This window comes from Acidithiobacillus ferriphilus (assembly GCF_028215975.1).
Lineage (GTDB): Bacteria > Pseudomonadota > Gammaproteobacteria > Acidithiobacillales > Acidithiobacillaceae > Acidithiobacillus > Acidithiobacillus ferriphilus.
The window spans coordinates 1,562,544-1,579,890 of record NZ_CP116458.1; the positions used below are offsets into that span (position 1 = coordinate 1,562,544).

Annotated in this window: 22 protein-coding genes; 15 read left to right on the top strand and 7 right to left on the bottom strand. The window is 57.4% G+C overall.

The features are described from left to right. The first annotated feature begins 173 nt into the window (after positions 1-173). Both PJU76_RS07870 and PJU76_RS07875 read left to right on the top strand, forming a co-directional pair. Entirely contained in the window at positions 174-1,325 is a 1,152-nt protein-coding gene (locus tag PJU76_RS07870) for a cysteine desulfurase family protein (protein WP_271779071.1), read from the top strand. Continuing rightward, a complete protein-coding gene (locus tag PJU76_RS07875; RefSeq protein WP_271779072.1) occupies positions 1,325-1,966 on the top strand; it encodes a class I SAM-dependent methyltransferase in 642 nt (213 codons plus the stop codon). The genes PJU76_RS07870 and PJU76_RS07875 overlap by 1 nt, the downstream gene beginning before the upstream one ends. 147 nt (positions 1,967-2,113) lie before the next feature. Here the strand turns inward: PJU76_RS07875 and PJU76_RS07880 are convergent, their stop codons facing one another. Then, entirely contained in the window at positions 2,114-2,797 is a 684-nt protein-coding gene (locus PJU76_RS07880) for a glutathione S-transferase (RefSeq protein WP_271779073.1), read from the bottom strand. A 130-nt stretch (positions 2,798-2,927) separates the two neighbouring features. Between PJU76_RS07880 and PJU76_RS07885 the strand changes: the two genes are divergently transcribed. From PJU76_RS07885 to PJU76_RS07905, 5 genes are all read left to right on the top strand, one after another. Continuing rightward, complete coding sequence (locus tag PJU76_RS07885; RefSeq protein ID WP_215859880.1) at positions 2,928-3,302, top strand: ArsR/SmtB family transcription factor; 375 nt, start codon at positions 2,928-2,930, stop codon at positions 3,300-3,302. Further along, a complete protein-coding gene (locus tag PJU76_RS07890) occupies positions 3,293-3,538 on the top strand; it encodes an SHOCT domain-containing protein (protein WP_215859881.1) in 246 nt (81 codons plus the stop codon). The genes PJU76_RS07885 and PJU76_RS07890 overlap by 10 nt, the downstream gene beginning before the upstream one ends. Before the next feature lie 16 nt (positions 3,539-3,554). Next, the gene (locus tag PJU76_RS07895) at positions 3,555-4,163 is read left to right on the top strand and encodes a class I SAM-dependent methyltransferase (protein WP_215859882.1); all 609 of its coding nucleotides are present in this window, start codon (positions 3,555-3,557) and stop codon (positions 4,161-4,163) included. A gap of 75 nt (positions 4,164-4,238) precedes the next feature. After that, positions 4,239-4,736, top strand: a complete 498-nt coding sequence (locus PJU76_RS07900; protein WP_271779074.1) for a MarR family transcriptional regulator — start codon at positions 4,239-4,241, stop codon at positions 4,734-4,736. Between the two features lie 105 nt (positions 4,737-4,841). Then, on the top strand, positions 4,842-6,026 hold the full coding sequence (locus PJU76_RS07905; protein WP_215889092.1) for an NAD(P)/FAD-dependent oxidoreductase: 1,185 nt from the start codon (positions 4,842-4,844) through the stop codon (positions 6,024-6,026). 313 nt (positions 6,027-6,339) lie between these two features. Here the strand turns inward: PJU76_RS07905 and PJU76_RS07910 are convergent, their stop codons facing one another. From PJU76_RS07910 to PJU76_RS07920, 3 genes are all read right to left on the bottom strand, one after another. Beyond that, the gene (locus PJU76_RS07910; RefSeq protein WP_271779075.1) at positions 6,340-7,548 is read right to left on the bottom strand and encodes an IS4 family transposase; all 1,209 of its coding nucleotides are present in this window, start codon (positions 7,546-7,548) and stop codon (positions 6,340-6,342) included. A gap of 357 nt (positions 7,549-7,905) precedes the next feature. Continuing rightward, entirely contained in the window at positions 7,906-8,472 is a 567-nt protein-coding gene (locus tag PJU76_RS07915; protein ID WP_271779076.1) for a DUF4337 domain-containing protein, read from the bottom strand. Beyond that, positions 8,465-8,626: a hypothetical protein gene (locus PJU76_RS07920; RefSeq protein WP_215889095.1), complete on the bottom strand. Its 162-nt coding sequence runs from the start codon at positions 8,624-8,626 to the stop codon at positions 8,465-8,467. Before PJU76_RS07920 ends, PJU76_RS07915 begins: the two co-directional genes overlap by 8 nt. Positions 8,627-8,792: 166 nt before the next feature. Between PJU76_RS07920 and PJU76_RS13735 the strand changes: the two genes are divergently transcribed. Next, positions 8,793-9,167 (top strand): site-specific integrase, encoded by a 375-nt coding sequence (locus PJU76_RS13735; RefSeq protein ID WP_215889101.1) that lies wholly within the window; start codon positions 8,793-8,795, stop codon positions 9,165-9,167. 64 nt (positions 9,168-9,231) lie between these two features. Here the strand turns inward: PJU76_RS13735 and PJU76_RS07925 are convergent, their stop codons facing one another. Continuing rightward, positions 9,232-9,456 carry a hypothetical protein gene (locus PJU76_RS07925; RefSeq protein WP_215889096.1) on the bottom strand — a complete coding sequence of 75 codons (225 nt, stop codon included), beginning with the start codon at positions 9,454-9,456 and terminating at the stop codon, positions 9,232-9,234. 273 nt (positions 9,457-9,729) lie between these two features. On the opposite strand from PJU76_RS07925, the gene PJU76_RS07930 reads away from it, so the two are divergent. The 5 genes from PJU76_RS07930 (at position 9,730) to PJU76_RS07950 (ending at position 11,291) form a co-directional block, all read left to right on the top strand. Next, positions 9,730-10,137, top strand: a complete 408-nt coding sequence (locus PJU76_RS07930; RefSeq protein WP_226859803.1) for an SHOCT domain-containing protein — start codon at positions 9,730-9,732, stop codon at positions 10,135-10,137. Between the two features lie 13 nt (positions 10,138-10,150). Beyond that, positions 10,151-10,429 carry a hypothetical protein gene (locus PJU76_RS07935; RefSeq protein ID WP_271779077.1) on the top strand — a complete coding sequence of 93 codons (279 nt, stop codon included), beginning with the start codon at positions 10,151-10,153 and terminating at the stop codon, positions 10,427-10,429. Between the two features lie 156 nt (positions 10,430-10,585). Next, positions 10,586-10,849 (top strand): hypothetical protein, encoded by a 264-nt coding sequence (locus tag PJU76_RS07940; protein ID WP_271779078.1) that lies wholly within the window; start codon positions 10,586-10,588, stop codon positions 10,847-10,849. Positions 10,850-10,903: 54 nt separating this feature from the next. Further along, on the top strand, positions 10,904-11,122 hold the full coding sequence (locus tag PJU76_RS07945; RefSeq protein WP_271779079.1) for a DUF2934 domain-containing protein: 219 nt from the start codon (positions 10,904-10,906) through the stop codon (positions 11,120-11,122). Between the two features lie 34 nt (positions 11,123-11,156). Further along, positions 11,157-11,291, top strand: coding sequence for a hypothetical protein (locus PJU76_RS07950; RefSeq protein ID WP_264318783.1), 135 nt, complete (start codon positions 11,157-11,159; stop codon positions 11,289-11,291). A 40-nt stretch (positions 11,292-11,331) separates the two neighbouring features. Here the strand turns inward: PJU76_RS07950 and PJU76_RS07955 are convergent, their stop codons facing one another. Continuing rightward, positions 11,332-11,460, bottom strand: a complete 129-nt coding sequence (locus PJU76_RS07955) for a hypothetical protein (RefSeq protein ID WP_264318784.1) — start codon at positions 11,458-11,460, stop codon at positions 11,332-11,334. A 279-nt stretch (positions 11,461-11,739) separates the two neighbouring features. Here PJU76_RS07955 and mobF point away from each other — a divergent pair, with 279 nt between their 5' ends. Next, the gene (mobF, locus tag PJU76_RS07960; RefSeq protein ID WP_271779080.1) at positions 11,740-14,448 is read left to right on the top strand and encodes a MobF family relaxase; all 2,709 of its coding nucleotides are present in this window, start codon (positions 11,740-11,742) and stop codon (positions 14,446-14,448) included. 332 nt (positions 14,449-14,780) lie between these two features. Next, the gene (locus PJU76_RS07965; RefSeq protein WP_271779081.1) at positions 14,781-15,995 is read left to right on the top strand and encodes a porin; all 1,215 of its coding nucleotides are present in this window, start codon (positions 14,781-14,783) and stop codon (positions 15,993-15,995) included. 56 nt (positions 15,996-16,051) lie between these two features. On the opposite strand, the gene PJU76_RS07970 is transcribed toward PJU76_RS07965, so the two are convergent. Next, on the bottom strand, positions 16,052-17,218 hold the full coding sequence (locus tag PJU76_RS07970; protein WP_271779062.1) for an IS4 family transposase: 1,167 nt from the start codon (positions 17,216-17,218) through the stop codon (positions 16,052-16,054). Positions 17,219-17,347: the final 129 nt, after the last annotated feature.

The window sequence follows — 17,347 nt, forward strand, 5'->3', positions numbered from 1 at the left end:
CGGCTGGCATCTTGTTTTTTCGCCAAAAAAGATCACAAAGATCACGTGGAATGCCATGACTCAAAGAGGTGGAGCCTCTTGTGCATTGTCGATTGCAAGACCCTCAAGGTCCTACCATACTCCCAAAATAGCTTGGTTCGGTCTTTTTGCCTGGAAGACCCGGTGGGAGTCTAATGAACGATTTGCCGATTTACCTCGACTACAACGCCACCACCCCAGTAGATCCCTTAGCGGCACAGGCCTTGGAGCCATGGCTGCGGGAGCGTTTCGGCAACCCTTCTTCCGCACATCTTTATGGCAAAGAGGCAAAGGCGGCAGTGGAAACGGCGCGGGCGGAGGTGGCGGCGCTGATCGGCGGGCGGCCGGAGGATATGGTTTTCTGCGGCAGCGCCACGGAAGCCAACAACCTGGCGATTTTCGGGGTGGCGCGGGCCCTGCGGGGGGAGCGGCGCCACCTGGTCACGTCGGCGGTGGAGCACCCCTCGGTGATGCAGCCCATGCGCTGGCTGGAAGCGGAGGGCTGGCAGCTCACCGTGTTGCCAGTGGACGGCACGGGCCGCGTGCGCATGGAGGCGGCGGCGCACGCGATCCGCCGCGACACCGCTTTGATATCCGTGATGCTCGCCAACAACGAAACGGGGACGATGCAACCCGTCTCGGAAATCGCCGCACTCGCTCATGCCCGCGGCGCGTTCATGCATGTGGATGCCGCCCAGGGAGCGGGCAAGATCCCGATCGATGTCCATGATCTCGGCGCCGACCTCCTCACTCTGGCGGGGCACAAGTTCTACGCGCCCAAGGGCGTTGGCGCATTGTATGTGCCGACAGGAACGCCTGTTTTGCCGATCATGGCCGGGGCAGGCCACGAACGGGGCCTGCGCCCTGGGACCGAGAACGTGCCGCACATCGTGGCCTTGGGCACGGCAGCCCGGCTGGCACAGGAGGGTTTGGCCCGGGAAGCGGCACGACTGCAGCAATTGCGGGATGCCTTGCATGAACGGTTGGTTATCGCCATTCCCGGCCTGCTGCTCAATGGCCACCCTACCGAGCGCCTGCCCAATACCCTCAATCTCTCTTTCCCCGGCGTGGCTGGCTGGCAACTCCTCCTCGCCGCCACCCCGGAGATCGCTGCATCCACGGGCTCCGCCTGTCATGCGGGCGGCCATACAGTGAGTGATGTCCTGGCGGCGATGTCCATGCCCCAGGAACAAGCCTTGAGTGCGATCCGTTTGAGTTTGGGCCGATTCACCACCACGGCGGAGATCGACGAGGCGGCGAACGCTCTGATCAACGCCTGGCGCGGGCTGGCAGGCGCGGTAGGCTGATGGACGCCGCGTCTTATGACGCCTGGTACGATACCGCTCGCGGGCGCTGGATCGGCATGGCCGAGTTCCGCCTGCTCTCCAGGGTACTACAGTCCCGGCCGGGGGATACGCTTCTGGATGTGGGCTGTGGTACCGGGTGGTTCACCCGCCGCTTTGCCGAGGAGGGTCTCCTCGCCAGCGGTCTGGATCCGAACCCGGACTGGCTCGCCTTCGCTCAAATCAAGGGGCCTCCCGCGATCCGCTGGATCGTGGGGGATGCCCGTGCCCTGCCTTTTCCCGACCGCAGTTTCGACCGGGTGGTTTCGGTCGCGGCCTTGTGCTTCGTGGAAGACGAGCGCCAAGCTGTGGCCGAGATCGTGCGGGTGACGCGGCAGCGCTTTGCCATCGGCTGGCTCAACCGGACGAGCCTGCTCTACAGGCAGAAGGGCCGGGGCGGTGGAAGCGGGGCCTATCGTGGGGCGCGCTGGCATCGTCCCCGCGAAGTGCTCGACTTCTTCTCCGGCCTGAGAGTGCGCCGGCTGGCGGTACACTCCGCCATATTCCTCCCTTCCGGGAACCGCGTGGCGCGAGCGATGGAATGGGTACTGCCCCATACACTGCCCTGGGGAGGTTTGGTGGTAATCTCGGGAGAGGTAGGATAGGTTTTTAGGGCCAAACCAGATTGGCCTTTGACCCCGAATGAAAGCCCCCTCCATGATTTCTCTGGCATTTCGCTGCCCTATAAAGTCTGGCAATGATTTTCCAGCTTCGGCCTTCCGATCCTGGTGAGGAGCTATGGGCAGCGCGGTTCAAGCATTCTGTCCTTGCAGGAGGGGTTCGGGCAAAAGCGATATTCCCGCCGCCGCCTCCACCCGTGCGAAATACGCATTCAACTCCGGCGGCAGTGTAATGTCCTCCAGAAGGCGCAAACCGGTCAGATCGCCGGTGATGAGCGTGTCCGCGACAGAAAATACAGGGGTATAGAAGCCATGGCGGGCGATACGGTCCGTAATCCCGTTGAGCTCCGCCTCCAGGGAGGCATACCACTGATGCCGCCGGGCCTGCAGTCCTTCCAGGGTGTCTCCCAGCCAGCCCTCCATCCGTTCCCGGTAGAAAGTCATGGCGCGGGGATCGTCGCCGAGCCCGGGATATTGCGGCAAAGTCGGTGCAATCAGCCGAAAAAGCATGCCGCTGATGCGCGCGCGCCAGGCCAGCACCGCCTCCAGATCGGCGGCGGCGATGGCTCCCAGATGGAGCGGCGGCGTTGCCGGGAAACGCCGATCGAGATCGGCAATGATATCCAGGGATTCGCCTTGGCGGTCTACATCAGGATAGATAATGACTGGAAGCCGCTCAAATCCGCTGATGTTTCGGAAATGTTCTGGTCCGTAAAACCGCGCAGGCAGCTCGGCAAATTCAATATTTTTGTATCCCAATGCCAATCGCACCCGCTGGCAGAAAGGACAGAAATCGAAGTGGATCAAAGTCAACATGGCAAAACCTTGGTAGAGTATGGGAGGGAGGAAAGCAACCCATCGAAATCCGTTGACAAAATCTATGGGGCACACATAGCATGAGCGGACATACATATGTAACATGGTTTATGTCAAGGAGGTGACCGCCATGGATCGGGAATCCTGCCCCACCGTCCTCCTGGGACCCGTCTTCAAGGCCCTGGCTGAGCCCAACCGGCTGCGCATCCTCTGCACATTGGGGACGGAATGTCGACCGGTGACTGACATCATTCATGCCACCGCCCTGCCCCAAACCAACGTGTCCTTCCACCTGCGTATTTTGCGCGAGGCGGGCCTCGTCCGTGCAGAGCGCCGGGGAGCCTTTATTTACTATTGCCTCCCCGACCCGGAGTTGTTGGCGATCCTGCAATCGTTGCAGCTTTGGGTGGCCGCACATGCCTCATTGGCCAATACTCAGGATTCGGAAGATATTAGCAACGAAAGCGTTTCCATGACCGAAAGGAGGACCAACTCATGTGGATAAATGGCGGGTGGGGCTGGACGCCCTGGATGATGATTTTCCCTTTGTTTTTTCTGGTGCTGATGGTGGTTTTCATTGTTTTCATGATGCGCGGTGGCATGGGCGGCGGCCCCATGTGCGGCGGTTCGCACAAAACACCCGGGGCGGGAGAAACTCCCCGGGAGGTTCTGGACCGGCGTTATGCCCGGGGCGAGATCACCCGCGAAGAATACCAGCAGATGCGCAAGGATCTGGAATAGTACGGAAGGAGTAGGGATGGATACGAAGGAGCAAGCGGCGTTTTTCCCGGCCACGGTCATGCCTGATCCCGACTGGTGGCAGGCGCTGTGGCCCGATCCGGAGGAGGTCATCAGGGCTTTGGGTGTCAGGCCCGGCATGACGGTGCTGGATCTCTGCTGCGGGGATGGCTATTTCACCGCCGCCCTCGCCCGGCAGGTGGAGGACGGTCGAATCCTCGGCTTCGATCTGGACGAGCAGATGCTGGCCGCCGCCGCATCGGTGTGCGCCGGGCTGGAAAACTGCACCTTTCTGCAGGGCGACGCCATGGACCTGCATTGGCTGCTCCCCGAGTCGGTGGACTATTGCCTCATGGCCAACACCTTTCACGGCGTGCCCGAGCAGACGGCCCTGGCCCGGGAGATCGCCCGCGTCCTGAAGCCCAGCGGGCTTTTCGCCGTCGTCAACTGGCACGCCCGCCCTCGGGAAGAAACGCCGGTCCTGGGACAGGTCCGCGGACCGCGCACGGAACTGCGCATGACGCCGGAGCAGGTCCGTGCCGTTGCCGAAGCCGCCGGTCTCCAGCCGGATCGCCTGATCGAACTTCCACCTTATCACTACGGCGCCCTTTTCCGGCTTCCCGGGTAACGGGAAAAGTGGGGATGTTCCGCTGTATCCGGGACATTCCCTTTCCATCAGGTTCTACAATTCAGGAGGTTTACAATGGAAACGAAAGGACCAGAAGGTCAGACGGAGAGTCCGCAGGAAGCATCTGCAGCGACAAAAGAAGGCGGCGGTGAGTCCATGGGCATGGGCATGATGAAAAAAATGATGGGTCAGATGGGCCAGGGCGGCGGAGGCCCCATGGCGATGATGCAGAAGATGATGGGTCAGAAAGGAGAAGGGACGGAAAGCGGCGGCAATCTCATGCAACAGAGGATGGGAACGTGCATGGCAATGTGTACGGAAATGCTGGACACCATGCGTCGCACCACTTCACTGGCGGTCAATGCGCAGCCTGAACTGTACCAACTTTTTGAAGAATGGCTCGCAGCCCGGGAAGGCGATGTTCTAAAGCTGATTGAGGAGCGCGGCAATCAAGATACTAAGGCACTGGCCGCGGCGCTTTCCATGAGTCCGGCGAGCGTGACCACCCTGCTGGCCCATCTGCAGAATCAAGGGAAGATCCGCCTACGTGCGGAAATCGTCGAAAAGTCCTAACGGCTGACGGTTCCCCAGGGGTGGGCATGTACCGATGCGCGTCCTCCGGAATGATCGCTTGCTCATTGGGCATCATGTCGTTGAGCATATTGAAAAGGGATACTGATGAAGAAACAAATCACCATCATAGGCAATGGGTTCGCATCCCTGTTTTTCATTGGGTACTTTCTATCCATCCCTACCTTTCCCATCATTGCGTATTTCTTTCGAAGAATATATTCCCGATACGACATTACGGTCATCGGAAATGGTAAATTCATTTACTTTCCGGCAATTCCTGAATTTCTCACAAAGAAGCGAAACAAAGCAGATGTCACCATTGATATTCGTCCATTCCTAAGACGACGAAACATTCGCTTTATTGAGGGTACGGTTGTCGATATACAGGACGGCGGACGGACCGTGATTACCCATGATGGAGAATACAAGAATGATTATCTATTTATTGGTATAGGGCCATCCTTTAGAAAAGACGACATTCCTGGAACAAAAGACTATACATATTCGCCATGTTATGGTCCTGATGACATGGATGTATTTGTAAAGAAGCTGGAATCCCTGAGTGCTGGTATCATATATGTCGGCTACAAGATTAACCGGATGGACGGTTTCGTTGCCGGACGTCCCGGCCCCATGTATGAATGCGCCTGCCTCCTGGATTATGCATTGAGAGAAAGGGGGGTAAGAAATGAGTTTGAGATTCATTTCTTCTCCCCAGATAGAAGTCCGGGAGAGAAAGGCGCGATAACCGATCGACTGCGTGAACGCGGGATCATCCTTGACGATGGATATGAGCCGGCAGAATTTTTAGATGGAGGGATGACTGACAAGGATGGCACGTTCAGGAAGGCCGATTTGGTCCTCTATTCCCCTGAAATAACGGGTCCATTGGTTGTGCAGAAGTCATGCCTTCCCGTGTCTATTGGCGGTCATATTGATGTAGATAAATATGGACAGGTAAAGGGGCTGCCTCATGTTTTTGCCGCGGGAGATTGCGCTAATCACGAGAATCCGCCGCCATGGGTGCCGCATCAAGCCCATATGGCTCAACTTCGAGCTAGCGCAGCGGCGAAAAACATGAAAGCAATTTTAAATGGTAAAGGATCCACGAATCTTTATAGACAGGAGCTTTCATGTATACTGGACATGCGGAATGACGCCATGTGGCTACACAGATCGGAAGATGGTAGACCCCCGTTTCGAAATATTTTTCCGCGGCGTTCGAAGAATTTGATTTTTGTAAAAGAAGCATTCGAACGAATATTCCTATTCTATCTGCGGTATTTGTAGTCGTGCACCACCATTCGGGAACCGCATCCAGCGCCATACACTTGCTTAAATGCGTAGACATCTCATAGCGCTCACCAGTGGAGATTGACCGCCTTCCAGTGCCAACCTGCGACTATAGGGGTTTAAATCCAATGCTGTTTAGTTAGATAAGATGACCGGAACAGGATCACAGGGCTGATGCAGCGGATCGCCGCGATCTCGAATGGGGTACGAACTCATCTTTTTTCGGACGCCACGCGGGTTGCGCTTCCCGCGACTGGTGACCACTTTTCGTGAAGCTATCTCGTTGAGGATGCTGTAAATCCATGTTGACCTATCCCGAGGGGGGAATAGAGCCAGCGGCAGGGAGCCGACGATGGATTACACGAATGGCATGGATGAACGACAGATCTTCAGCGGCTTGTCCGGTTTGGTCCGCCGCTTCGGTCATTAAATGGCGGACCGCCGCATGCGCTAGGAGCAAGGCGTAAAACTCCTGTTCTACCAACTCGGGGCGCTTGCTGCGGAGTACCACTTGCCGGTCTGCCAGATGGGTTTTGAGTTCATCCAGGCTGGATTCAATAGTCCAGCGCCGATGATACAGCGCCGCCAACTCCAAGGCCAGCGCTTCGGTTGGATCCATCCAGTTGGTGATCAGGCGGTAGCTGGGTTCCGCATCGGGGATTCCGTCGAGGGTATACTCAATGATTCGTACTCGAATGCCACCGCGTCCCTTTTTACGGTCTTGGGTGCTCGAATAGATGGTGCTGAGGTAGGATCCATCGGCCAGTATTTTTTCCCGAGGTAGCTTCAGGACGCTGCTGAGGCGGAATAACAGTCGGGCACCAGTAGCCAGGCTCTGCTGCCAGAATGCGTAGCTATAAAAATTGCGGTCTGCTGTGATCAGCATCGTCGCGTCTGCGTGCGCCATGACGGGTCCCGCCAGAGTCCGCTCACTCTGTTCGTAGGAACCCATCTCCGCATAACACAAGGTGTGAGTACCGCACTCGGCCATCGCCACAAAGCGCAACTGGGGAAAGGCAGCACTCCCCCGGGAAGATGCCGGATAGCCGAAGCGCTCGGCGTTGGCCGCTTCGTCGGGCATATCCAGCGTCGAGCCATCGATGGCCATGAGCCGTAATCCCTTATACCCAACCCCGGCCATGCCCAACGGGCCGTGGGGCTGAACCTGATTCTGATACAACGTTTTTAAGGGCGCCGCACCGACCTTGGCCCGCGCCTGCGAAATGGCCCCCTTGCTGACGACGGTCTGGGCCAAGCGATCATCACCGAGCAGCGGACGCAAACCCTCGACGACCAGTTGCAATACCTCTTCATAAGCCACGCTGGTATAGAGCACCATGGCCAGCACAAAATACACCAGTACTTCATGTGGAAGCCCGCGTTGCCGCTGGCTTTGTGCATCATGCAACGCCAAGGCATCCCGGACTTTTCCTACAGGACACCGCATCGCCAAATAGCCTACGGTCAGGTAATCCGCCAACCGCGCACCCGCTGATAATTGTGCTTTTGTCCTCGCCATAACCCTGTCTCCATCTTGGGTAACAGGGCCATGATCGCACAGAAATTAATCTAACTAAACAGTATTTGGTTTAAATCGCCAATGGCAGCCAACAGTCTGCACCGGCCATTCAGCGCCAAACCTCTACAGAAGGCATCTGACCGGGGAGGGTCAGGTCAAAGTTTCGATAACTTTACACCTTCTCATTCCAACCAGAAAGCTTCTGCACACACTCCTGACGGATATTCATCTTCCAACCCATGGCGCAGCAAGTATCTTCAGGGTTTTGGACACTGAGGCCATAGGTTTTCAACCAGATTTTGCATATAGCCCATTTTTCTTGCGCATCGTTATTCCTCGATGTTCGATTGGAGATTCTCAGGTCATCCCCAGGGCGATGACCCACAAGCCGACGCCACCCAGGGCGCTGAGTATGGCCATGCCGAAGAGCCAGGCCCGTCCGGTTAAGGCGGTGATGGACGCCAGGGAAATGGCGACTTGCAGAAAAATCATGGCGAGAGCCATGTCCCTGTGTGGACGGTTCAGGCGCCAGGACTTTGTATTGGCGGCAGTGGAAAGTTGCTCCAGGTGCTCGGCGGTCGCTTGCACAGTTTTCTTTTGTGCCTGGTATTTCTGGATCTTTTTCTGGAATGGCGCCACCTTGGCGGGAGGGGCCAGATCCACGGCCAGTTCCATCAGGTGTGCCTTGGTGCTGATGGACTGATAATAATTCCATTGGTCTGTCGCCTTTGTTTTCTCCAAAACAGCCTGGTTTTTCTGCAAGAGCACTTCGTTCATCAGGGCATTGCCCTGGTAACTGACGATAGCGCCGATGGTGGCCAGCAGCGCCGTGAAAATGGCGATCCACTGGTTGAGGCTGTGCTTTCCCGCTGGCGCGTGAACAGTTTCCTCGTGCGGGGCGTGGGTGTGCAGTTCTTCATTCATGACGACATCTCCTGTTGTGTTTTACTGCATTCATCTGCGAAGGCCCAATCCAGTTGGCCACGTCAGCGGCAATCTTCGCCTTATATGCCGGGTCAGACCTGACACGCTCTTGATCCACCGCCATATAACTGTTGAACAGTTTGGCGTATCTCATGATGGAATGCTCCTTATGAGAATGCCAGCACCATCCAAGCCAAGAGACCGGCGTCTGATCGGCGACGAAGGGGAGCGTATGCTGAACGCTCTCGCTGATTGTGAAAATCCTTATATGCGCCCGTTCATGCTTTTCGCTTTAGAGACCTCTACCCGGCTGGGAGCTTCTGGAGCTTCGTTGGAAAGACATAGACTTTTCCAAGAAAACAGCGGTCTTCCATGACACCAGGAACGGGGATGACCGTACCATCCCCCTGTCCACTCCCGCATTCGCCGTGCTACATAGCCTGCCGAGGGACATGGCTGGACATGTCTTTCCCCTTAGCGAGTCTGCGGTAGAGCAATCATGGCGTCGAGCACGAAAACGCGCCATCATTAAGAAGTTATACTTCCATGACCTGCGCCATGGGGCCACCAGCCGACTGATCGAGAAGGGCTTGAACCCTATGCAGGTGGCGGCCATCACGGGGTACAAGACATGGCAAATGCTGAAACTCTATACTCACTTGAGGGCCGAGGACTTGGTAAAGATGCTGGGGTGATGCTGTTTTGGCCGTAATCCTCCAACTTTGCCAATCATGGGGCGGTCTCCCCATCGTCCGGTCCTCAATCCGGCTGGCAATGCCCAGGAACCCGGCGCGACAACTCCATAAATTCCTTGCGCGTGGCGACAGTCCGGCCCGCTTTTTCGCTATCCTTGCTGTGCCTCAAGAGGAGGCCGCCCAGCCGGATCAACATCTCTGCGGTATGTCTCAATGTCTCAGCCTTGGCTTTTACGGCGGCGTAGTCCTCCGGCAGCAGGCGAAGGACGGTGGTGTATTGCGCAGCCATGGATGCTCCCTGATTCCAAGTAGTGAGTCCTCCTACCTGGTGGTATCGGGAGCGGGGGACCTGATGGGGTTTCTGGCAGCAAGTCGAGCCTTGCAGGCGCGGATTCTGCAAGGCGATGCTTGAGAAGCTTCTGTTGGCGATACTGGCGCACCCCACAGCCATGGGAGCAAAGCCGGACTATACTTGCACTGGGGAATGGCATTCCGACATCCAACGGCAGGAGAGCAATCGATGGACAGCATGGATGCATCACAGCGAAAAAGGGGAATCCGCATGGCCGGCGCGGCGGTGGGGCTCATGATGGCGCCGGTATTGGCCGTGGCGCAGACGGTCGTCACCACCGCATCGGACCAATCGCCGACGACACAAGCGGGGCCGGTTGTACCTTTCTACTATGGCCCGGGCATGATGGGCGGTTGGGGTCCCGGCTATTACGGTCCTGGCATGATGGGTGGTTTCGGACTGTTTTGGGGATTGCTGTGGCTGCTGGTCATCGTGGGTATCGTGCTCGGTATGGCGTTTCTGATTCGGGGGGCTTTTACCTGCAGGCATCGGCAGGGGTGCAGGAACGGCGGGAGCGACAACGGGAATGCCGCTCTCAAGCTTCTGAGCGAACGCTATGCGCGCGGCGAGATCGAGCGTGATGAATACCTTGAAAAGCGGAGCGATCTGGGAAAATGAGCGGACATAGGGTGTGGCGGGTAATATTGGCGGTGGGATGGCTCGCCGTCCTGAGCGGTTGTGCGGTGGCACCGGGACCCGCCTATGTGGAGGGATCAATCCCTGGGGCGGTGGTCGTGCCTGGGCCGCCACCCCCTCTGCCGATGGCAATAGTCCCGCCGGCACCGGCGGTGGGAATGGTTTGGCTGCCCGGCGCTTGGGCCTGGCGGGGACGATGGATATGGGGACCAGGGCGCTGGGCCTATCCGCCTCACCCCTACGCCCGCTGGGCGCCGGGCCGCTGGTGGCATAGGGGCGGGCGCTGGTTCTGGGGCCGGGGCCATTGGATAAGGCGGTAGCGCGTTGTTTTTTCGGTCGAGTCCGTTGGCATTCATAAAAGTGTCATATTCGGGGTGTATTCTCAGAACTGGGCACGCCCGCCCGTCGTCAATTGGCCTGGAGACTGATCATGGAACTCAACCCATTGCAAACCCGAGTGGCACAACTCTATCAGGAAGGCCTATATGCCAGTATCGGCACTTGGGAGAATGCCCAGCTCACCCACGATGCGCTGTTTTTGTTTCTGCTCCAGGAAGCGGAGGGGTGCCCCGACCTGGATGTCTTAGAGAGTCAGGTCGCTGTGGTCAGTGAACATCTGCAGGATTTTCTGGATGAGCTGGCATCGGCAATAGCGAACGCCGCAGAAGACTCCGCTGACGGCGATGAGTTCTGATGGCGATCAGCCATAAGTGTTGCAATTCTTTTTCCACGCAGAGGAGATACACTGATGTCCGAGGAAAATCAGGAAGTCCGGCATCACCAGGTAGCGAGCGAGTCACGGGTGCCTGCGGAGGCGCGCTACTGCATGATCGCCGAAGCCGCTTATTTCATCGCCGAGCGGAGCGGTTTTGAGGGAGACTGCGAGGCGTACTGGCTTGCCGCCGAATGTGAGATCGACCGGATGCTCGGCGCCGCAGCAGTGGACTCACCGTTCATTCCTGATTGATAATAGGGCTTTGGCTTTGTTGCCGCAGACAAGCATGGAATTGGCCATGGCGCTGTTTCTCGGTGCGGGTTTGGTGGTCTTCCGTGGATTAGCTGCCCTGGGGATGGTGCTGCGGGTTTTTGGCCCGCAAAAACCGATGAAGAAGGGCCACATCACGAAGAGAACGTAAGCGCCGTGTCCGGAAACCGCAGGAGGCATGAGTCCTCGCCCTAATGGGGTAAGGTAATGGTAAAGCAGGGTTGTCCTTCCTCGTCCAGCCCGGTTGCGGCGTGCAGGGTGATGAATTCCCCTGCCTGATGCCCGATTTTGAAGGGCTTTCCCGCCTGGAAGCGGCGCAAAAACCACCCCAATCAGTGATATTTTGCTGAATATATCGTAGCGCACGACCCCAAATCCCGCCGAAAACCTACCCCCCGCTGCCGGTCCCGTAAGGGGGAGGCATCCATTCCATCTGCGATTGATGCCGGAGTTTGCCCCCTTTGATCCGTCAATGAACATCCCAGCCCAAGGCGCACAGGGCGTCATCCTCATAGTCTGAGAGAGCGCTCGGCGTTTCCAAGGTGCCTGACCGACAATCCCACGACCTATAACTTTCTCATCAACCTACGGATGTCATCATGCTTTCCATCCACGCGAAGAAAGGCTCCAGTCTGGGACACGTCGCCCAAGTCGCCGACTACCCCGACGAATCTGCGGTCCTGAAACCGGGCCAGACCGATCGTCCGGATCGCAGTGACGGCGCCATTGAGGACTATTACAGCCAGAATAACGGCGGCACGCCAAGCGTCTGGGTCGGCGCCGGGGCGGATGCGCTCGGACTGGAGGGCCTTTCCGTGCAGCGTGAGGAAATGCTGGCCCTACTCCAGGGTTTTCATCCTGGGTCGGGGGACGCTTTGCTCAAGAACGCAGGTCCGGATCGCCGCTATGGCTATGATCTGACCTTTTCCGCCCCCAAAAGCGTGTCGGTGACCTGGGCCATCGCGGACCGCGCCATCAAAGACGCCATCAGTGCCGCCCACGATGCGGCGGTGGCCGACACCCTACGCCACTTGGAAAGTCATCTGCCCATTGCTCGGCGAGGCCATGCCGGCGAGTCGCGGGAAACCGCTAGCCTCATTGCCGGCGTCTATCGTCACGCCAGTAGCCGGGAGCAGGATCCCCAGATGCACTCCCACGCTCTGCTCATGAATATCGCCCAGCGCCGGGATGGGAGCTGGGGCGCCATTGAGTCCTGGGAGATTTACCGCCACAAAATGGCTCTGGGAGCGATCTACCGTGCGCTCCTCGCACACAGACTCCGGCAACTGGGATTCGGTATCGAGGCGGATCGCGACAGCTTTCGGATTATCGGTTTTTCGGAAGATGTGGAACGGGAGTTCTCCCGTCGGCGCAGCCAGATTGAGGCGATCCTGCAAAAAAAGGGGCGCACCGACGCCCGGTCCGCCGCCTTGGCATCCCTCGACAGCCGCAAACGCAAGGAAATCATCGATCGCGCCATCCTTGCCGCTGACTGGCGGGAACGGGCCGCGCAGTATGATCTGGATGCGCAGACCGTCGAGGCTTTGCGTCAAGGGCTGGTTGCCGCATCCTACGATCGGGGTGCCGTACTGTCGGCACTCACCGCCCAGGACTCCACCTTTGAGGAGCGACATATCTGGCAACAGGTCGCTATTGCCGCCCAGACCTGCAGTATGGGCTATGACGAAATCTGCGCCGAGGTCGCAGCCCTGCAGCGGGATGCCGAGATCCTGCGCCTGAGGGTAGAAGCACCGCAACGCTTCACGACCCGGGAGATGCGCGCCATCGAGGAGAGAATGGTCGCCGACGCCCGTGCCCTCGGAGAAATACGCACCCATGTTCTGGACGAGGCGACGGTACAAACCGCCATTCAGAAGGTGGACCGCAACGCACAGCAAAAAGGGTTTTTTCTTTCCGAAGAGCAGAAGGCGGCCATCCGCCATGTCACCGAACGGGCCGGTGCCCTGCAGATGATCCAAGGCGGTGCAGGTGCCGGAAAAACCACGATGCTGGAAGCCGCACGTATGGCCTGGGAATCTCGTGGCTTCCGGGTTCACGGCGCGGCCGTCGCACGCAAGGCGGCCCACGCCCTGTTCCACGGCGCCGGTGTGGAGAGCACCTCGCTGGCTGCCCTGCTCCAGTCCCTGGAACCGTCTGTGGACGAAGGTGGAGATACCCGCCTTCCCAGCCGCACGCTGGACGCGAAAGACATCATCGTCGTAGATGAGGCGGGCATGGTCGGATCCCGAACCCTGCAGCGACTGATCGGCCACGTCAAAGCTTCGGGCGCCAAGCTCGTGCTCGTCGGCGACGTGAATCAGCTCCAGGCCATCGAGGCCGGCGGCGCCTTCAAAGCCCTGCAGGACCACAGCGGGGCGGGTCATGCGGCGCTGAAAGAGAACGTCCGGCAGAAGACCGCGGAGATGCGCGCCGTCGTCGCCCACACCCTGCGCGGAGAAGCGGCCAAAGCCCTGGAGATACTGGAACACAAGGGCCTGGTGGAGATACAGGAAGACTGGCATGAGGCGGCCGAGGCGGCCGTGGGGCATTGGCTGGATCGCTACGATCCCGATCGGCCCCAGGAAAGCCTCCTGCTGGCCGCCACCAACAGTGCCGTGGATATTCTTAATGACTTGGCGCGTGCCCGCATGGCAGAGCGGGGCCGGCTGGACCTCCACCAAGCCATGCCCATCACCGTGCGGGATCGGCACGGCAAAAGCCTGGGCCAGCGCGAAATCGCGATTGGGGAACGCCTGGTGTTCCGGCACAACCGCAACTATGCCCAGATCACAAACAATGAGACGGGCACCGTCACCAAACTGGCACAGGGACCGCACGGGCCCGAGATCACGGTGCGCAAGGACGATGACATGGAAATCGTCCTGACCCCGGAGGCCCCGGTGCCACAAGGGCGGGTCGAACGGCAGGTGGCACCAGGTGCGGGCTATGCCCAGTTCGACTATGCCTATGCCGGCACCACCCATCGCAACCAGGGCACCACCGCCGATTACGTGACCGTGTTTGCCGACGGTTCCCTAGAAAGCCGGGAGAAGGCTTATGTGGATCTCTCTCGTATGCGGCATGCCACCGCCGTGGTCTTCACCCAGCCGGACATCGAGAACGATCTGGCGGCGCTGGGTGTGGAGAACGAGGTCACGGGGATGGAGGCCATACAGGCCATCATCAAAGCCATGAGCACGTCACGGCTGAAAGACACCAGTCTGGACTATGAGATGCACGGCGACGCGGACCAAAGCCGTCGGCGCCAAAGCCCAAAGAGGAAGCCGTACGACCGCAACCGGCCATAACTTACGGCAGGCGGCCATAATAAGGGTCGGTGCTTAGGCAACTAAAGTGCCGCCCGTACAACGATCATGTGCGCTCCCGCCCTGCGACCTCATGAAGGCATCTTAAAATAGAAAAACAGATTCTGCCGACCCAAGAACAATGCACTATAACTGTGCATACATGCACCATAATGGTGTGCCCTTGATCTATACTGGCTCGCGACGGCGCCGCCCAATATCGCCCAAGCCTTTTTGTGCGGGTTTACAACTGAAAAAATGGTATTGTGGTATATGGCATGAATCATGCTTCGTGCTTCGTGCATTCTGTCATTTAACGAAAAAGGAGCAACCTGATGAGTACGTTCACCACCACAAAACATCACCACACAAACAGCAAACAGTGTTTAACAATCCTTGCTGTCGCGATTTTGTCCACATTGGCACTGGTGTCAGGCACTGTTCAAGCCGCGCCCCTGCCAATGCCATCGATGACTGGGCCGCTGCAGACGCCGTCGCCCTTTCAGTTCTCCGCTGGCCCACTCGGAAAACTGGACATCACCGGGGTGATGAGCGGCATGGGTGTCTGGCAGGACAACCCCGTCAATACCGTCAGCCCCGACCCCGTCGCTTTTAATGGCTATACCCACGCCGACATCAGCAATGGCCAGATCTTCATCCAGAAAACCCACGGCCTGATCCAGTTCTTTCTCCAGGCCGGTGCCTACAATATGCCCGCCCTGGGTACCCCCTTCCTCTCCACGGGAGCCACCACCGCCGGCTATTATGGTCCTTTGCCACAGGCCTATCTGAAGATCGCGCCCACCAAAAACTTCTCGGTGCTGATCGGCAAGCTCCCCACCCTGATCGGCGCGGAATACACCTTCACCTTCGAGAATATGAACATCGAGCGCGGCCTGTTGTGGAACCAGGAAAACGCCGTCGAGCGTGGCGTCCAGGTCAATTACAGCGCGGGGCCTCTGAGTGCCTCCCTGCAGTGGAGTGATGGTTTCTATTCCAACCGCTTCAACTGGCTTTCCGGCGACCTGTCCTACACCATCAACTCCGCCAACACCGTGAGCTTCGTGGGCATGGGCAATGCGGGGCAGACGGGTTATTCCACGCTCGCTACCCCGGTCTATCAAAACAACAGCGACATCTACAACCTGATCTATACCTATAGCTCGGGCCCATGGATGATTCAGCCCTACCTCCAGTACACCCAGGTGCCCGCCAACCCCGCTATCGGCGTGGGACGCAGCACGGGGACCAGGGGCGCGGCTCTCCTGGCGAGTTATAGTCTCACCCCCCACGTTACCCTGGCCGCCCGGGCCGAATATATCGCGAGCACCGGCAATGCCGCGGATGGCGCGCTCAACCTGATGTATGGACCCGGCAGTAAGGCGTGGTCCATCACCGTGACGCCCACCTATCAGAATCATGATTTCTTCGCCCGCGCCGAGTTTTCCTACGTCCAGGCGAGCAGCTACACCCAGGGCGATGTCTTTGGCCCACAGGGAACCAATCCTACACAGGCCAGAGCCCTCGTCGAAACCGGATTCCTATTTTAAGAAACAGCGAGCTAGCGTTGACTATTCGTGTGTATGCCCCACTACTGTCCGGAGATTTAGTCGAATAAATTCAACTGGTTAGAATTTACAGATTCACAAGGTTCGTCACCTATATTTTCAACTATCTGATTTATAGTCGATTTCTCAAATAGGGCGAGACTTAAGGCCTGAAGCATAGTGTAGAGGGAAGCATCAATATGCAGTCTTTTTTTGACAATTGCGACCAATACATAGACGGATATAGCAATCCATATCTGCGTACGCACCGCATTTTCTGACGTGCCAAAGAATGCCTTAATACGAAGGTGCTGTTTGATCCACTTGAAAAATAGCTCTACCTGCCAACGGCTCTTGTAAAGCTGAGTGATAGTTATGGCGGGCAGGTCTAGGTTGTTGGTGAGGAAAACAAAAAGGCGGTCCTGCTCCGCGTCATAGAATTTAACGCGACGCAAAGGGACGGGGTAGCTGTTTTGCGTGTTTGTACCGGTCATTACGATGGTTTGATCGCAACGCAAGCCTGTTTCCTTGTCGATAGGCTGCGAATATAGGCGGCGATATTGCAGGTTCTTTTTCGCGCGAATTACGAAGAAAGCTTGGGCGTTATGGAGATGATAGAGACGGGAAAAATCGATGAATCCACGGTCCATCACATAGAAGCTTCCAGGCTCGTATATTAAGTGATCGAGAACGTGAATATCATGAAGCTTGCCATCCGAAATCAGGATGAAGCTTGGAATATTACCCCGTAAATCCAACAAGGTATGCAGTCGCACAGCGGCCTTGTTCTTGCGGAAACGTGCCCATGGAAAGAGAGACAAACACAGATCAATAGTCGTGGTATCCAGTGCATAGACGGTGTTATCTATATCGATGGCGAAACTGTCACCAGCGTAAAGTTTGCGGGCAATTTTAATGAGTGCAAGTGCGAAGTCTTCGTAAATATGTGCATCACGGGTTTCATTGGCATCGGCCAATGTGCTTCTGGATACACGTCCGCGAATGCCGAGATGATACAGCTTACTGTTATGGGCACGGAGGCAGATTTCGATATCACGAAGGCTTTCACGATAGGTCAACTGAGCAAATGCCATACAGGCGAATTGGTCAAAATGACTGAATTTTAGCACCGGATATTTACTGGGATATTTGGCGACGCAGCGGCGGAATGTATGCATAGGCAGATGATCGAAAAGCTGTGCCATAACCAATTTTCCAGAATACATGGGCGCTCCGAAATTGAAAATGGGCCATTTTGCGCCATTTTGAAGTCGGTGACACCTACCCGAGCAAATTTCGACTTGTTTTTTCAGTCGGTTACTATGAGGTCCGGGTCAAATCTCCGGACAGTAGTG

What these genes read in the sequence shown, in the direction of transcription:
- PJU76_RS07870 (WP_271779071.1), top strand. Translation starts at nt 174, where the DNA reads ATGAACGATTTGCCGATTTACCTCGACTACAACGCCACCACCCCAGTA.
- PJU76_RS07875 (WP_271779072.1), top strand. Translation starts at nt 1,325, where the DNA reads ATGGACGCCGCGTCTTATGACGCCTGGTACGATACCGCTCGCGGGCGC.
- PJU76_RS07880 (WP_271779073.1), bottom strand. Translation starts at nt 2,797, where the DNA reads ATGTTGACTTTGATCCACTTCGATTTCTGTCCTTTCTGCCAGCGGGTG.
- PJU76_RS07885 (WP_215859880.1), top strand. Translation starts at nt 2,928, where the DNA reads ATGGATCGGGAATCCTGCCCCACCGTCCTCCTGGGACCCGTCTTCAAG.
- PJU76_RS07890 (WP_215859881.1), top strand. Translation starts at nt 3,293, where the DNA reads ATGTGGATAAATGGCGGGTGGGGCTGGACGCCCTGGATGATGATTTTC.
- PJU76_RS07895 (WP_215859882.1), top strand. Translation starts at nt 3,555, where the DNA reads ATGGATACGAAGGAGCAAGCGGCGTTTTTCCCGGCCACGGTCATGCCT.
- PJU76_RS07900 (WP_271779074.1), top strand. Translation starts at nt 4,239, where the DNA reads ATGGAAACGAAAGGACCAGAAGGTCAGACGGAGAGTCCGCAGGAAGCA.
- PJU76_RS07905 (WP_215889092.1), top strand. Translation starts at nt 4,842, where the DNA reads ATGAAGAAACAAATCACCATCATAGGCAATGGGTTCGCATCCCTGTTT.
- PJU76_RS07910 (WP_271779075.1), bottom strand. Translation starts at nt 7,548, where the DNA reads ATGGCGAGGACAAAAGCACAATTATCAGCGGGTGCGCGGTTGGCGGAT.
- PJU76_RS07915 (WP_271779076.1), bottom strand. Translation starts at nt 8,472, where the DNA reads ATGAATGAAGAACTGCACACCCACGCCCCGCACGAGGAAACTGTTCAC.
- PJU76_RS07920 (WP_215889095.1), bottom strand. Translation starts at nt 8,626, where the DNA reads ATGAGATACGCCAAACTGTTCAACAGTTATATGGCGGTGGATCAAGAG.
- PJU76_RS07925 (WP_215889096.1), bottom strand. Translation starts at nt 9,456, where the DNA reads ATGGCTGCGCAATACACCACCGTCCTTCGCCTGCTGCCGGAGGACTAC.
- PJU76_RS07930 (WP_226859803.1), top strand. Translation starts at nt 9,730, where the DNA reads ATGGCCGGCGCGGCGGTGGGGCTCATGATGGCGCCGGTATTGGCCGTG.
- PJU76_RS07940 (WP_271779078.1), top strand. Translation starts at nt 10,586, where the DNA reads ATGGAACTCAACCCATTGCAAACCCGAGTGGCACAACTCTATCAGGAA.
- PJU76_RS07945 (WP_271779079.1), top strand. Translation starts at nt 10,904, where the DNA reads ATGTCCGAGGAAAATCAGGAAGTCCGGCATCACCAGGTAGCGAGCGAG.
- PJU76_RS07950 (WP_264318783.1), top strand. Translation starts at nt 11,157, where the DNA reads ATGGAATTGGCCATGGCGCTGTTTCTCGGTGCGGGTTTGGTGGTCTTC.
- mobF (WP_271779080.1), top strand. Translation starts at nt 11,740, where the DNA reads ATGCTTTCCATCCACGCGAAGAAAGGCTCCAGTCTGGGACACGTCGCC.
- PJU76_RS07965 (WP_271779081.1), top strand. Translation starts at nt 14,781, where the DNA reads ATGAGTACGTTCACCACCACAAAACATCACCACACAAACAGCAAACAG.
- PJU76_RS07970 (WP_271779062.1), bottom strand. Translation starts at nt 17,218, where the DNA reads ATGTATTCTGGAAAATTGGTTATGGCACAGCTTTTCGATCATCTGCCT.